18 protein-coding genes and 1 other annotated feature are annotated in these 13,223 nt (G+C 39.3%); all 18 genes read right to left on the reverse strand.

Annotated elements, in window-relative coordinates; all coding sequences use genetic code 11:
• Positions 1-85: 85 nt before the first annotated feature.
• The 18 genes from rplL to radA all read right to left on the reverse strand — a co-directional run bounded on the left by rplL (position 86) and on the right by radA (position 13,145).
• The gene (rplL, locus tag IEU51_RS07480) at positions 86-457 is read right to left on the reverse strand and encodes a 50S ribosomal protein L7/L12 (RefSeq protein WP_186084401.1); all 372 of its coding nucleotides are present in this window, start codon (positions 455-457) and stop codon (positions 86-88) included.
• 42 nt (positions 458-499) lie between these two features.
• Positions 500-1,018, reverse strand: coding sequence for a 50S ribosomal protein L10 (rplJ, locus tag IEU51_RS07485; RefSeq protein ID WP_186084399.1), 519 nt, complete (start codon positions 1,016-1,018; stop codon positions 500-502).
• A gap of 29 nt (positions 1,019-1,047) precedes the next feature.
• Positions 1,048-1,205, reverse strand: a sequence feature (ribosomal protein L10 leader region).
• Between the two features lie 49 nt (positions 1,206-1,254).
• A complete protein-coding gene (rplA, locus tag IEU51_RS07490; RefSeq protein WP_186084397.1) occupies positions 1,255-1,953 on the reverse strand; it encodes a 50S ribosomal protein L1 in 699 nt (232 codons plus the stop codon).
• Between the two features lie 68 nt (positions 1,954-2,021).
• Positions 2,022-2,447 carry a 50S ribosomal protein L11 gene (gene rplK / locus IEU51_RS07495; protein WP_186084395.1) on the reverse strand — a complete coding sequence of 142 codons (426 nt, stop codon included), beginning with the start codon at positions 2,445-2,447 and terminating at the stop codon, positions 2,022-2,024.
• Between the two features lie 140 nt (positions 2,448-2,587).
• Positions 2,588-3,130, reverse strand: a complete 543-nt coding sequence (gene nusG, locus IEU51_RS07500; protein WP_186084393.1) for a transcription termination/antitermination protein NusG — start codon at positions 3,128-3,130, stop codon at positions 2,588-2,590.
• Between the two features lie 18 nt (positions 3,131-3,148).
• Positions 3,149-3,325, reverse strand: a complete 177-nt coding sequence (secE, locus tag IEU51_RS07505; RefSeq protein WP_186084391.1) for a preprotein translocase subunit SecE — start codon at positions 3,323-3,325, stop codon at positions 3,149-3,151.
• Positions 3,326-3,345: 20 nt separating this feature from the next.
• Complete coding sequence (gene rpmG, locus IEU51_RS07510; protein WP_186084389.1) at positions 3,346-3,480, reverse strand: 50S ribosomal protein L33; 135 nt, start codon at positions 3,478-3,480, stop codon at positions 3,346-3,348.
• A 52-nt stretch (positions 3,481-3,532) separates the two neighbouring features.
• A complete protein-coding gene (locus IEU51_RS07515; protein WP_186084387.1) occupies positions 3,533-4,117 on the reverse strand; it encodes a sigma-70 RNA polymerase sigma factor region 4 domain-containing protein in 585 nt (194 codons plus the stop codon).
• A gap of 58 nt (positions 4,118-4,175) precedes the next feature.
• Positions 4,176-4,700 carry an NYN domain-containing protein gene (locus IEU51_RS07520; protein ID WP_186084385.1) on the reverse strand — a complete coding sequence of 175 codons (525 nt, stop codon included), beginning with the start codon at positions 4,698-4,700 and terminating at the stop codon, positions 4,176-4,178.
• A gap of 2 nt (positions 4,701-4,702) precedes the next feature.
• Positions 4,703-5,440: a 23S rRNA (guanosine(2251)-2'-O)-methyltransferase RlmB gene (rlmB, locus tag IEU51_RS07525; protein ID WP_186084383.1), complete on the reverse strand. Its 738-nt coding sequence runs from the start codon at positions 5,438-5,440 to the stop codon at positions 4,703-4,705.
• 5 nt (positions 5,441-5,445) lie between these two features.
• Complete coding sequence (locus tag IEU51_RS07530; protein ID WP_229713911.1) at positions 5,446-5,826, reverse strand: Mini-ribonuclease 3; 381 nt, start codon at positions 5,824-5,826, stop codon at positions 5,446-5,448.
• Entirely contained in the window at positions 5,819-7,213 is a 1,395-nt protein-coding gene (cysS, locus tag IEU51_RS07535; RefSeq protein WP_186084381.1) for a cysteine--tRNA ligase, read from the reverse strand. The genes IEU51_RS07530 and cysS overlap by 8 nt, the downstream gene beginning before the upstream one ends.
• Positions 7,197-7,850 carry a serine O-acetyltransferase gene (gene cysE / locus IEU51_RS07540; RefSeq protein ID WP_186084379.1) on the reverse strand — a complete coding sequence of 218 codons (654 nt, stop codon included), beginning with the start codon at positions 7,848-7,850 and terminating at the stop codon, positions 7,197-7,199. The genes cysS and cysE overlap by 17 nt, the downstream gene beginning before the upstream one ends.
• 255 nt (positions 7,851-8,105) lie before the next feature.
• On the reverse strand, positions 8,106-9,557 hold the full coding sequence (gene gltX, locus IEU51_RS07545) for a glutamate--tRNA ligase (protein ID WP_186084377.1): 1,452 nt from the start codon (positions 9,555-9,557) through the stop codon (positions 8,106-8,108).
• Positions 9,554-10,039, reverse strand: a complete 486-nt coding sequence (ispF, locus tag IEU51_RS07550; protein ID WP_186084375.1) for a 2-C-methyl-D-erythritol 2,4-cyclodiphosphate synthase — start codon at positions 10,037-10,039, stop codon at positions 9,554-9,556. Before ispF ends, gltX begins: the two co-directional genes overlap by 4 nt.
• Before the next feature lies 1 nt (position 10,040).
• Positions 10,041-10,712, reverse strand: a complete 672-nt coding sequence (gene ispD / locus IEU51_RS07555) for a 2-C-methyl-D-erythritol 4-phosphate cytidylyltransferase (RefSeq protein WP_186084374.1) — start codon at positions 10,710-10,712, stop codon at positions 10,041-10,043.
• Positions 10,713-11,753: a PIN/TRAM domain-containing protein gene (locus IEU51_RS07560; protein WP_186084373.1), complete on the reverse strand. Its 1,041-nt coding sequence runs from the start codon at positions 11,751-11,753 to the stop codon at positions 10,713-10,715. It lies immediately after the preceding gene.
• 18 nt (positions 11,754-11,771) lie between these two features.
• Positions 11,772-13,145 (reverse strand): DNA repair protein RadA, encoded by a 1,374-nt coding sequence (radA, locus tag IEU51_RS07565; protein WP_186084372.1) that lies wholly within the window; start codon positions 13,143-13,145, stop codon positions 11,772-11,774.
• Positions 13,146-13,223: the final 78 nt, after the last annotated feature.

Genomic DNA, 13,223 nt, shown 5'->3' on the forward strand with positions numbered 1-13,223 from the left:
AAATCTCCTCCTTATCACTTACAAAGATAGCAGAAAAAAGACCCATAAACCAATGTTTATGAGTCTCTTTATTTTAGACACAAAATTATTTAACTTCTACGCCTGCGCCAACTTCTTCAAGTTTAGCTTTAAGCTCGTCTGCTTCTTCTTGTGTAACGCCTTCTTTGATTACTTTAGGAGCGTTGTCTACGATTTCTTTAGCTTCTTTAAGACCTAAACCAGTTACCTCACGTACTACTTTGATAACTTTGATCTTAGAAGAACCAGCGCTTGTAAGTTCAACGTCGAATTCAGTTTTCTCCTCAGCACCAGCGTCTCCGCCTGCTGCTCCAGCTGCTGCTACAGGAGCTGCTGCTGTTACTCCGAACTCTTCTTCGATTGCTTCTACTAATTCATTTAATTCTAAAACTGACATTTCTTTGATAGCTTCAATGATATCTTCTTTTTTAAGTGCCATTTTAATTTTCCTCCATTTTTTTAATTTAATTAAATAGCTTGATTACGCTTCTTCAGTTGCTTCTTCTGTGCCTTCTTCTTTTTGTTCGCTAACAGCTTTAACCGCATAAGCGAAGTTGCGCATTGGCGCTTGTAGAACAGAAAGGAACATTGATACAAGTCCTTCTTTTGAAGGTAATGTTGCGATTTTTTTGATGTCTTCAACAGAAGTTACTACACCTTCAACTACCGCACCTTTAATTTCTAGTGCTTCGTTGTTTTTACTAAATGAGTGAAGTACTTTTGCAGGCGCGATTACATCTTCGTTAGAGAATGCGATTGCGTTTGGTCCTGATAGAAGTTCATCTAATCCTTCGATTCCAACTTCTTCTACAGCACGACGTACCATAGTGTTTTTATAAACGTGGAAGTCTACTCCTGCTTCACGTAGTTGTTTACGTAATTCAGTTGCTTCTGCTACTGAAAGACCTTGGTAGTCTACGATTACAGTTGAAACCGAGTTTTTGAATTGTTCTGCGATTTCAGAAACGCGTTGTTTCTTCATTTCGATAACATTTGACATTCAGTTACACCTCCATAATTTTGTGTCTTGGTGCAATAAAAAAAGCACCTTTTACCCTCGGCAAAAAGTGCTTGAATATATATAGTATATACAAGTCATTTTTCATTGCCTCGGTAGGATGATCTTTTAAGTGATTGATAAAAACATCAATTACTCCTACTGTCTTAGGTAAGTTTATTAAAATTCACAAGAGTAAATATATCAAATACACCTACTCTTGTCAATATATAATTAAATTAGTCAATTCTTACTGCAGATGGTTCTACTGTTACTCCAGGACCCATCGTGCTTGAAACAGTTACGCTCTTGAAGTAAGTACCTTTAGCTGAAGCAGGTTTTGCTTTAACTAATGCATCATGTAATGCATTGAAGTTTTCTACTAATTTGTCAGTACCGAATGATACACGACCGATTGTAGCGTGAACAATACCAGATTTTTCAGCACGGTATTCTACTTTACCAGCTTTGATTTCTTCAACTGCTTTTTTAACGTCCATAGTTACAGTACCCGTTTTAGGGTTTGGCATTAAACCTTTAGGCCCTAATACGCGACCTAGTTTACCAACTTCGCCCATCATGTCAGGTGTTGCAACGATTACGTCAAAGTCAAACCAACCACCGTTGATTTTTTGCGCAAGTTCAGCCTCACCTACGTAGTCTGCTCCTGCTTCTTCTGCTTCTTTAATTTTGTCGCCTTTTGCGAATACTAATACACGTTGTGTTTTACCAGTTCCGTTAGGTAAAACCATAGCACCACGAATTTGTTGGTCGTTTTTACGTGTATCAATACCTAGGCGGAAAGCTACATCTACTGATGCATCAAAGTTAGCAATGCTTGTTTCTTGTGCAAGCTTAACTGCTTCTTCGATTGAGTAAGTAGATTCTTGATCGAATTTCTCTAGCGCTGCTAGATACTTTTTACTTCTCTTAGCCATTATATTTCCTCCTTGTGGTTATAGCGGGTTAACCTCCCACATTGTACCAATACTAATTTTAAAATTTATTATCCTTCTACAGTGAAGCCCATGCTTCGTGCTGTACCTTCGACCATACGCATAGCCGCTTCTACATCAGCTGCGTTTAAGTCTTCCATTTTCGTTTCAGCAATTTCACGAACTTGATCTCTAGTTACTGTAGCCACTTTGTTTTTGTTTGGCTCTCCAGAACCTTTTTCAACTTTAGCTGCTTTTTTAAGTAATACAGCTGCAGGTGGAGTTTTAGTAATGAAAGTGAATGAACGATCTTCATATACTGAAATCTCTACTGGAATAAGTAAACCAGCTTGATCTTGCGTTTGTGCGTTAAATTCTTTTGTGAATCCCATGATGTTAATACCTGCTTGACCTAATGCTGGTCCAACTGGTGGTGCAGGAGTTGCCTTACCTGCAGGGATTTGTAATTTAACAACGTTGATAACTTTTTTAGCCACGATGTCAACCTCCTCTTTATCGTGATGTGGTCACAGGATGTTAATATTTCATCCTCCCACTCGCATTCTTTATAAAAAAGATGGCCGTAATTTACGACCATATTATAATACCACATTAAACTTTAAATTTCAAATGTTTTTTAGTTATGTTTTTCAATTTGATCATATTCCACTTCAACCGGAGTTTCACGACCAAATAATTCAACAAGAACAGTCAGTTTAAATTTCTCTTTGTCGATAAAGTCTATGATACCTTGTTGGTTTTTAAACGGACCATCGATAATCGTCACGTGTTCACCAAGTTCAACATCAAAATCTACAGTACGTTCATTCATACCCATTGAACGTAAAATGAACTTCACTTCGTCTGGTAAAAGTGGGTTTGGTTTTGAACCCGCACCTTGTGAACCAACGAAACCAGTTACGCCTGGTGTGTTGCGCACAACATACCACGACTCATCTGTCATCATCATTTCAACTAATACGTATCCTGGGAAAGTCTTTTTCTTTTGAACTTTCTTTTTACCATCTTTAAACGTTGTTTCTTCCTCTTCAGGAACGACAACGCGGAATATTTGATCTTGCATGTTCATAGACTCAAGTCTTGCAAGCAAGTTCTCATTTACTTTATTTTCATATCCAGAGTACGTATGAATTGCATACCACTGTTTCTCTTCGGACATCTAATCGCTCCTTTAATTTTACACATTGTCTATTAAGAAAGTAACGCCTAGGTCTATTGCATAAAAAAAGAATAAGAAAAAGATTACTGTAACGACTACGATTGTCGTGTAATTCACTACTTCTTTACCTGTTGGCCAACTTACTTTTTTCATTTCACTAACGACGTTAGCAAAAAAGTTTTTGTTATTATTCATTGGGAAATTATCCTCCTACCTCATATAGAACTCTTATGAGTAGTATGACGGTTGCACGTCTTACAATATTTTTTAACTTCTAATCGTGTGGAGAGCGAACCTTCCACTCTGTAATTTCTGTTGCCACATTCACTGCAAATAAGCGCGACCTTCACATTGTTGCCTCATTTCAATTCTTATTTACTATACCGATTAGAACGCCATTTGTCAATAAACCCAAGACTTAAGTTTCTTTTGATCTATCCGGTATACCGTGTTTTTTATCGACTTTTCTGTGCGTTTAAACTCAGCTGCAATTTCTTTAACGCTAAAGCCTTTTTCTATTTGTTTATGCACTTCATTTTCAAACTTAGAAAGTGGCACAGATTTATAGAAATTCCCTTTAAAGTCTTCTAATAATAGATTACCATACGTGTCGTATTCTGCCATTACATCTCTTCTCGACTCAAGCAAACTTTCGTGGAACACTTCGTTTTTAGCCTGATCAAAAATTCTCTTCCAATAATTCATGAGTTCAAAATACACACTCCTTAAGCAATAGTTTTCAAAGTTTCCGATACCTGCTTCATACTTCATACAGAGCTCAATCGCAAACTCCATCATCTGTTGCTCCATATCTTCTCTCGTATGTGGATCTAGCGTGTGTCTATAAGTCATTTTTCGAACGCTTGGCCGAATGACCTTATCCACTTCATCAAACTTTGCTAAATCGCCATTCTTAACGTCAAGTGCATACTGGTTTAATCTCGCCTTCTCTCTGATGAGATAGACAATTTTTCTGATAAAGTACATGCGCCACCTCTAGTTTTTACATTCATCATAAGTGGGATGCACGCGTTTTACAAATCGCTCATTTAAAGCCGCGACGCAGTTTTTCAAGTTTTAAAAGCGTTTCTTCATCAATGTCTAGTTTTGACTTAGGAATTTTTCGATTATTGACCATTACCTCTTTGGAAATATTTTTTTCTGCATATTCGAGTTCAATCCACATTTCTCTCGATGACATGCGATATGCTCCATAAGAAAATATCGCGTTTTGTTCAGGTAAGTCTGAAGTGACGACCGTAATATCCGTTAAGTGCGGATGGTACGTATTGTACACAAAGCGTTCGATGTATTCATCTGCCGTTTCTTTTTCTTTTGTAAAAATAACTTTGACATCATGAAAGTCATACTCTGTTTCTTTTGACTTCACTTCATACGCATCGAATACACACAATATTTCATACTTTGAAACAGCGGCGAACTCTGAGAGGACTCTGAGCATTTCATCTCTCGCAAGTTCTAAGCTCATCAAACTATCTTGAAACAGACGCTCTTTCGCACCAATTAAGTTATAACCGTCGACTAATAGTATGTTTCTTTTTTTACGCAAGTTTACTCACCTACCGGATGTTGCTTACGATACACCTCGTACATGAGTAGCGCTGCGGATACACTTGCGTTTAAGCTCGTAATTTTACCGACCATTGGGATCGATACTGTGAAATCACATTTCTCTAACGTTTTCTTAGAGATACCTTCTCCTTCACTACCTATGATGAGGAGTGTGTTCACATCTGCTGGATAATCGCGATAGTCCATGTCCGCATGCTGGCTTGTGCCAACAGTCCAGAACCCTGCATCTTTCAGCTTATCAATCGTTTGATTAACGTTAGTTACGCGGACGACAGGCACGTATTCAATCGCACCTGTTGACGTGCGCGCAACTGTTTCAGTCACTTGCACACTGCGACGATTTGGAATGATCACTGCATCAAATCCGGTCGCATCCGCAGTTCTGAGAATAGAACCTAGGTTGTGTGGATCCTCTAATCCATCTAATAGAATAAAGTTCGCGCGCTTGCCACTAAACGCTTCAATTAGAGTTTCGAGTGACGTATAGTCATACGCACTTAATAGCGCTATAACCCCTTGATGTCTTTCTTTCGTATGTTCTTCTAATTTATTTTTTGGCACTTTTTGAACGACCACGCGTTCTTTTTTCGCCAGTTTCATAATTTCTTTTAGCTGTTCCATCTGTGCCGTGTCTTGAATGAGAATTTTATTGATATCTCTAGATCCTTTAAGCGCCTCACGTACGGCATTTCTACCAACTACGATTGATTCTGTCACATCCATCACCCCTGTTTATAAATTTCTTTCATAATTTCTTCAATACGTTTATGTTTGTCAGATAAAAACAAATCTCCAATGAGCGCTTCTATACCCGTTGCATTTCTGTACTCTTTTATAGAAGCATTTTTTGCTCTTGTCGCACTCGATTTATTGCGAGCTTTTCTCGCAATATTCCACTCTTCTTCAGTAATAAACTCAGATTCTCGTAGGGTTAATAGTGCATGTGACTGTGCTTTCGCACTGACAAGTAAGTTGGCTTCTTTATGTGCGACATCTGCACGAATGTTTGGTGTATCTTCTACGATGTATTTGCGGATGTACATTCCGTACACCGCATCTCCGAGATATGCCTTTGTTAGATCGTGCACTTCTCGATTATCCACGACGGAATCTCACGCCGTCTTTCGTATCTTCCAAAATGATTCCTTCTGAAGTCAGGTAATCACGAATTTCATCCGCACGTTGGAAGTTCTTTTCTTTACGTGCTGTTTCTCTCTCTTCAATTAGACGTTCGATGTCTTCATCAATTAATACATCGATTGTGTTTAATTCGATACCTAATACTCTTGTGTAAGCATCATATGCATTAATATAACGCTGTAACACTTCTTTATTTGTCGTTGGTTTTCTCATGTAACGGTTTAACCCGCTCGCAAGGTCATGCCATGCACTCACAGCGTTTGCTGTGTTGAAATCGTCATCCATATATTTCTCGAAGTCTTGTAAGTTTTTATCGATAAAATCAAGTTCGTACTGATCGACTTCTGTTGAGAGTGCACCTTCTAGTCTTTCTATTGCTTCTTTATAAGCATTCTCAATTCTGAAGAGCCCTTGTTTTGCACTCTCAATCAATTCCAAGTTGTAGTTGATTGGACTTCTATAATGCACTGAAAGCATGAAGAAACGTAAAACATTTGGGTTCACTTCTTTGATAATGTCATGAACTAAAACGAAGTTTCCGAGTGATTTCGACATCTTTTCGTTATCGATGTTGATATAACCGTTATGCATCCAATAATTTGCGAATGTCTGATCAGTACGACACTCACTTTGAGCGATCTCGTTTTCGTGGTGTGGAAACGTTAAGTCCTGACCACCCGCGTGAATATCAATCGTGTCACCTAAATGTTGTCTCGCCATTACTGAACATTCGATATGCCAACCTGGTCGACCTTCACCCCATGGTGAATCCCATTTAATTTCTCCATCTTTCGCTGCTTTCCACAATGCGAAGTCTAGTGGATCTTCCTTTTTCTCACCATGAGCGATTCTTGCGCCGACTTTTAAATCGTCGATAGATTGATGTGAAAGTTCACCATAGTCTTTAAATGAGCGCGTCTTAAAGTAGACGTCGCCGTCCGCTTCATACGCGTGACCTTTATCGATTAAAACCTTCACAAAATCAATGATGTCATCCATATGGTCCATGACGCGTGGATGTGCTGTTGCGCGCTTCACGTTTAATGCACCTGTATCTTCGAAATAGGCTTCAATAAAGCGTTCTGCGATTTCTGGAACTGTTTCACCGAGTTCTTTTGATGCTTTGATAAGTTTATCGTCGACATCTGTAAAGTTAGAAACAAAGTTGACTTCATATCCTTTGTATTCAAGATAACGTCTCACTGTATCAAATGCGATCGCCGGTCTCGCGTTACCAATATGAATGTAGTTATACACCGTTGGACCGCAGACATACATAGATACCTTACCTTCTTCTAATGGCTTAAATTCTTCTTTTTGTCTTGTTAACGTATTATATATGTGAACCATTGTTAACTTCGTTCCTTTCTGCTTGTTTTAATTCTCTAATTTCTCGTTCTACTTCTAATATCTTCGCTAAAATTGGGTCTGGTAGATTTCTATGCTCAAAGTCTTGCTTAGGTACTCGTTTCCCGTTTTGTCGCACGACATAACCTGGAATTCCAACGACTGTCGAATATTCCGGTACGTTTTTTAGAACGACAGAATTTGCACCTACGTTTGACCCTTCTCCTATTCTAATGTTTCCAAGTACTTTTGCACCTGCAGCAATAAGCACGTTGTTTTCAATGTCAGGGTGACGTTTGCCACATTCTTTACCTGTGCCACCTAACGTCACACCTTGGTATATTGTTACGTCATCACCGATGGTTGTCGTTTCTCCGATAACTATTCCCATGCCGTGGTCGATGAATAGTCTACGACCAATTTTTGCACCAGGATGAATTTCAATTCCTGTAAAGAATCGTGTCACCTGGCTGATGACTCTTGCTGTTATAAATAATTTCTTTTTATAAAACCAATGTGCGACTAAGTGCATCCACACTGCGTGTAATCCTGAACTTGTTAAAAATACAAGCCATTTACTTGTTGCTGCTGGATCGACTTCACAGACCATTTTTAGGTCTTCATTTATACGCTTAAACATTGTTCCTCCCTCAAAAACTCGTTTTAATGGTGGTATGAAAAAGCACCTCTGCCCGTAGTTATCGGACAGAGGTGCTTCGCACGGTTCCACTCTGAAGTTTAGCTTTTATATTTAGTTTAAGTACAAAGGGCAATTCTCTATTTAGCTTTGTTGCCCTCTCACCAACCGGACAATCGCTGATTTCACACTAAATAAATACTAAATCTTTGCAGAGTGATTATACACTATTTCAAGCGTTATATTCAAGAATTCTGTTTAAATAAAAGCTTTGATGCGTTCAAGTACTTTATCTTTTCCAATTAAGTGAATCGCGTTTGGAAGCTCTGGACCCTTCGTCTCTCCAGTGATGACTACACGGATTGGCATAAATAAATTTTTACCTTTAATGCCTGTCTCTTTTTGAACATCTTTAATTGCTTTCTTGATTGCTTCTGGTGAAAAGTCTTCTAGCGCTTCAAATGTACCATAGAGTGCATTCATTAATTCAGGTACTTGCTCACCTTTAACCACTTCTTGTCCCGCTTCATCGAGTTCAATTTCATCATTAAAGAATTGCTCAGAAAGTTTTACGATTTCTGCAGCATAGCTCATTTGTGGTTGGTAAAGCGCCACAAGTTCGCGTGCCCAGTTTTTCTCGTTTTCAGTTGGGTTCTCAGGAAGTTTACCTTCTTTTATTAAGAATGGTAACGCCATTTCAAAGATTGTTTCAGAATCTTTTTGTTTCATGTACTGGTTGTTTACCCACTCAAGTTTCACTTTATCAAAGAACGCTGGCGCTTTTGATAGGCGGTCTTCATCGAATAATTTGATGAACTCTTCCTTAGAGAAAATTTCTTCTTCTCCACCCGGAGTCCAGCCGAGTAACGCAATGAAGTTAAACAGTGCTTCTGGTAAGTAACCGAGTGCTTCGTAGTCTTCGATGAACTGTAAAATTCCGCTGTCACGCTTAGATAATTTCTTACGTTCTTCGTTTACAATTAACGTCATGTGACCGAATTTTGGTTCTTCCCAACCAAATGCTTCATACACCATTTGTTGACGTGGTGTGTTTGAAATATGGTCGTCTCCACGTAATACGTGTGAAATTTCCATGTAGTGGTCGTCAATTACAACCGCGAAGTTGTATGTTGGCGTACCGTCTTTCTTAACGATTACCCAATCACCGATTCCGTTAGATTCAAATGATACATCACCTTTTACCATGTCGTTAAATGTGTATGTTTTATCTTTTGGAACACGAATACGAATCGCTGGTTCGCGTCCTTCTCTAATAAACGCGTCCTCTTCTTCTTTAGTTAAGTTCGCGTGTTTACCAGAATACATCGGTTGTTCGCCACGTGATAATTGCTCTTCACGCTCAGCTTCTAATTCTTCAGAAGTCATATAGCAACGGTATGCCTTGTCTTCATCGAGTAATTGTTGAACGAGTGGATCGTAGATGTGACGGCGTTCTGACTGTCTATATGGACCATACTCTCCGCCAACGTCTACTGACTCATCCCAGTCAATTCCGAGCCATTTAAGATAATCGAGTTGTGAACTTTCCCCTTCTTCAACGTGACGTGCTTTGTCTGTATCTTCAATACGGATGATAAAATCTCCGTCATAGTGACGTGCAAACAGATAGTTAAATAGTGCACTACGCGCATTACCAATGTGTAAAAATCCTGTTGGACTTGGTGCATATCTTACTCTTACTTTACTCATTTTGTGCCTTCTTTCTTTTTTAACAACACGACAGCTTCTGATGCGATGCCTTCTTGTCGTCCTGTAAATCCTAATTTTTCAGTTGTTGTTGCTTTTACGTTTACATTACCGATATCAGTGTTTAATAAACGCGCGATATTTTCACGCATTTTATCGATAATCGGTCTAAATTTCGGACGCTCTGCCATGATGACTGCGTCGATATTGCCGATTTCATATCCTAACTCCTCCATCTTTTCTACGACTTCGGATAAAAGGATTGCTGAATCGATGTCTTTATATTTTTCATCTGTATCTGGGAAAAATTTCCCGATATCTCCGAGTGCTAAAGCGCCTAAAATCGCATCTGTAACTGTATGAAGTAATACGTCTGCATCTGAGTGCCCTGCAAGACCAAGGGGATAGTCGATTTTAATACCACCGATGATTAGCGGTCTATCTTCTACGAGTTTATGAACATCATAACCATGTCCAATGCGCATCTCATTCGCTCCCTAATAATATATTTAATACGGCGAGATCTTCTCTAGTTGTCACCTTGATATTATTATAATTCGATAGAACAACGTGGACTTTTTCTCCGAGTGCTTCTACCATCATTGAATCATCCGTCACAACTAAGTTTTTCTCACGTGCATTTCTATATGCATCCATTAGTAAATTATAACAAAAAGCTTGAGGTGTATGAACTTCGAATGTGGAACTTCTGTCAATTGTTTCAGTGACCACACCGTCTACGACTGTTTTTAGCGTACTCTTCACAGGAACACCACAGATGACTGCATCTTTCTCTTTTAACGATGCCTTTATGCGATTTAATGTCGCGCTATCTAACAGTGGTCTCGCACCATCATGCACCATTACAAATTCTCGGTTTTCTACATGTACGAGTGCGTTATAAATTGAGTCTTGGCGCTCTTTTCCACCTTCATAAATGCCTTTCACTTTTTTAAAAGATGAAAGAATGGCTTCAAGCTCCTTGATTTCATCTTTACTTGCCGCAAGATGAATCTCTGTACAGTCTGGATCTTTTTCAAATATAGAAACCGTGTGGTGGATGATTGGTTTCCCGAGTACCTCGTGTAGAATCTTGTTGTATCCGAGCTTCATGCGTTTTCCCATGCCTGCAGCTGGAATCACTACTGAATAATTCATTTAATTCGCCAACTTTGTAAATATTATGCGTCCAGAGTTTGTCTGGAGTATTGAAGTGACTTGTACTTTTTGTAATTCATTGATGTACATATCCGCGTCATCTACGACAACCATTGTGCCGTCTTCTAAATAACCAACACCTTGACCTTTTTCTTTACCTGTCTTCGTAATGAGGATCTTGAAGATATCTCCTTGCGTTAACATGAGTTTCAATGAGTCTTGGAGTTCGTTGACGTTCAGTACCTTAATGTTGTGCACTTGTGCGACACGATTTAAATTGTAGTCTGTCGTAATAATTGCGGCATTAATTTCATTTGCTAATTCAATTAGCTGATGATCGACATCAAGTTTGTCGTATTTCACTGGTCGGACACTCACAAACTCACTTTCAGTTCTGAGCTGATTTAATACATCTAGCCCGCGCTGTCCTTTTTCACGCTTTACATGATCTGTAGAATCTGCGATGAGTTGGAGTTCATCTAACACAAATTGTGGAATGATGATTTCCCCTTCTAAAAATCCAGTACTTAAGACGTCTAAAATACGACCATCAATAATTGCTGATGTATCTACGAGTTTCTTAACAGATATACTCTCTGTACTCTTCGGTGATTTTTGGAACAGTTCGATCACTTCGCCAAATTTTTTGAGTCCCACTTGGAACCCTAAATAACCAAGTATTACCGCGGAAATAATCGGGAAAATTTCGTTGACCACAGGAATGTTGAAGGTATTAATTAATAAAGTAAGTAAAACAGCCACCAATAAGCCAAATAACATTCCGATTGATGCAAAGAAAATCTCCGTTATATTTCGTCCTAATACTATTTTCTCTAATTTCTCCACTTGTGTCTTCAGCCATGGGATGCTCCAGGCGGTCGCTGCTAAAAATAGCAATCCGCCTACGGCACCATATACAAATAAGTTTCCGATGACTTTAGGTAATTCGATATCCGCCATGATAACGACTTCTGGGAATAACCAAATTCCGATAGACATACCGAGAAGAAAGTAGACAACTGTGAGCAATGCTCTTAACATACTGCCACCTTCTTTTTATTAGTTTTGGTTGATGACTCTCATCGTTTCTCTGAGTGTTTTAACTCCGATAACTTCTAGCCCGTCTGGAATTTCAATGCCATACATGTTTGATTTTGGGATGATTGCCCGTTTAAAGCCAAGCTTTGCTGCTTCAGTCAGACGGTTTTCAATCTTCGTCACACGTCTAATTTCACCTGTTAACCCAACTTCACCAATGAAGCAGTCCTCACCGCGTAACTCTTTACTTTTAAACGATGAAGCGATTGACATGATGATAGATAAATCGACTGCTGGCTCATCAAGTTTAACTCCGCCTGCAACTTTTACGTAAGCGTCGTGTTGCTGCATCAACATGCCTTCTGACTTTTCTAATACTGCCATTAAAAGTGAGAGTCTGTTGTGATCAATTCCACTAGACATTCGTCTTGGGTTATGGAAATGTGTCGGTGTGACGAGTGCTTGAACTTCTACAAGCATCGCGCGTGTGCCTTCCATTGTAGCAACGATTGCGCTCCCTGGTGCATTTTTTGACCTTTCTTCTAAGAAAATTTCTGATGGATTTAAGACTTCTTCGAGTCCGCTTGATTTCATCTCGAAAATACCCATTTCGTTTGTAGAACCAAATCTATTTTTAACCGCACGTAAAATTCGGTATGTATGATGTTGGTCCCCTTCAAAATAAAGTACCGTGTCCACCATGTGTTCTAAGAGACGCGGCCCAGCGATTTGTCCGTCTTTTGTCACGTGGCCGACGATGAATGTTGCGATATTTTGACCTTTCGCAATGTTCATTAGGCTTTGCGTACACTCTCTGACTTGAGAGACGCTGCCTGGAGCACTTGTAACGTCTGGATGATAGATCGTTTGAATAGAGTCAATGATTAAGAAGTCAGGTTCTGTCTTGTTGATTGTGTCTTGAATGTAGAATAAGTTCGTCTCAGCAAAGACGCTTAAATTAGATGTGTCTTTCGTGATGCGGTCTGCACGCATCTTGATTTGTTCTAATGATTCCTCACCAGAAACGTAGAGCACATTGTGTTCTTTAGCGAGTGTTAATGCTGTTTGAAGAAGAATTGTCGATTTACCGATACCAGGATCTCCACCAATTAAGATGAGTGATCCGTCAACAATACCGCCACCGAGTACACGGTCGAATTCACCCATGTGAGTCTTAGTACGAGGTGTATCTTTCTTTTTCACTTCAGAAAGCTTCGTAGCCTTAGTCGGTGCGGCTTCACTTTTACCTAACGTCCCGCGGACCTTCGCAGTTTCCTTACGGACGATCGACTCTTCCATCTGGTTCCACGCACCGCAACTTGGGCACTTCCCATACCACTTTGGGGATTCGAAACCACAAGCTAAACATTCAAAAATCGTTTTCGATTTTGCCATTTACGCATATTCCTCCGAGCAAAGATTTGTATACTAATTATATAAGTTTGTCGCTTACATTTAAAGCAAAGTAATAAA

The organism is Phocicoccus schoeneichii (assembly GCF_014635565.1).
Lineage (GTDB): Bacteria > Bacillota > Bacilli > Staphylococcales > Salinicoccaceae > Phocicoccus > Phocicoccus schoeneichii.

What these genes read in the sequence shown, in the direction of transcription:
- cysE (WP_186084379.1), bottom strand. Translation starts at nt 7,850, where the DNA reads ATGTTTAAGCGTATAAATGAAGACCTAAAAATGGTCTGTGAAGTCGAT.
- rplA (WP_186084397.1), bottom strand. Translation starts at nt 1,953, where the DNA reads ATGGCTAAGAGAAGTAAAAAGTATCTAGCAGCGCTAGAGAAATTCGAT.
- gltX (WP_186084377.1), bottom strand. Translation starts at nt 9,557, where the DNA reads ATGAGTAAAGTAAGAGTAAGATATGCACCAAGTCCAACAGGATTTTTA.
- secE (WP_186084391.1), bottom strand. Translation starts at nt 3,325, where the DNA reads ATGAATAATAACAAAAACTTTTTTGCTAACGTCGTTAGTGAAATGAAA.
- ispD (WP_186084374.1), bottom strand. Translation starts at nt 10,712, where the DNA reads ATGAATTATTCAGTAGTGATTCCAGCTGCAGGCATGGGAAAACGCATG.
- radA (WP_186084372.1), bottom strand. Translation starts at nt 13,145, where the DNA reads ATGGCAAAATCGAAAACGATTTTTGAATGTTTAGCTTGTGGTTTCGAA.
- rplJ (WP_186084399.1), bottom strand. Translation starts at nt 1,018, where the DNA reads ATGTCAAATGTTATCGAAATGAAGAAACAACGCGTTTCTGAAATCGCA.
- nusG (WP_186084393.1), bottom strand. Translation starts at nt 3,130, where the DNA reads ATGTCCGAAGAGAAACAGTGGTATGCAATTCATACGTACTCTGGATAT.
- cysS (WP_186084381.1), bottom strand. Translation starts at nt 7,213, where the DNA reads ATGGTTCACATATATAATACGTTAACAAGACAAAAAGAAGAATTTAAG.
- rplL (WP_186084401.1), bottom strand. Translation starts at nt 457, where the DNA reads ATGGCACTTAAAAAAGAAGATATCATTGAAGCTATCAAAGAAATGTCA.
- ispF (WP_186084375.1), bottom strand. Translation starts at nt 10,039, where the DNA reads ATGCGCATTGGACATGGTTATGATGTTCATAAACTCGTAGAAGATAGA.
- IEU51_RS07560 (WP_186084373.1), bottom strand. Translation starts at nt 11,753, where the DNA reads ATGTTAAGAGCATTGCTCACAGTTGTCTACTTTCTTCTCGGTATGTCT.
- IEU51_RS07515 (WP_186084387.1), bottom strand. Translation starts at nt 4,117, where the DNA reads ATGTACTTTATCAGAAAAATTGTCTATCTCATCAGAGAGAAGGCGAGA.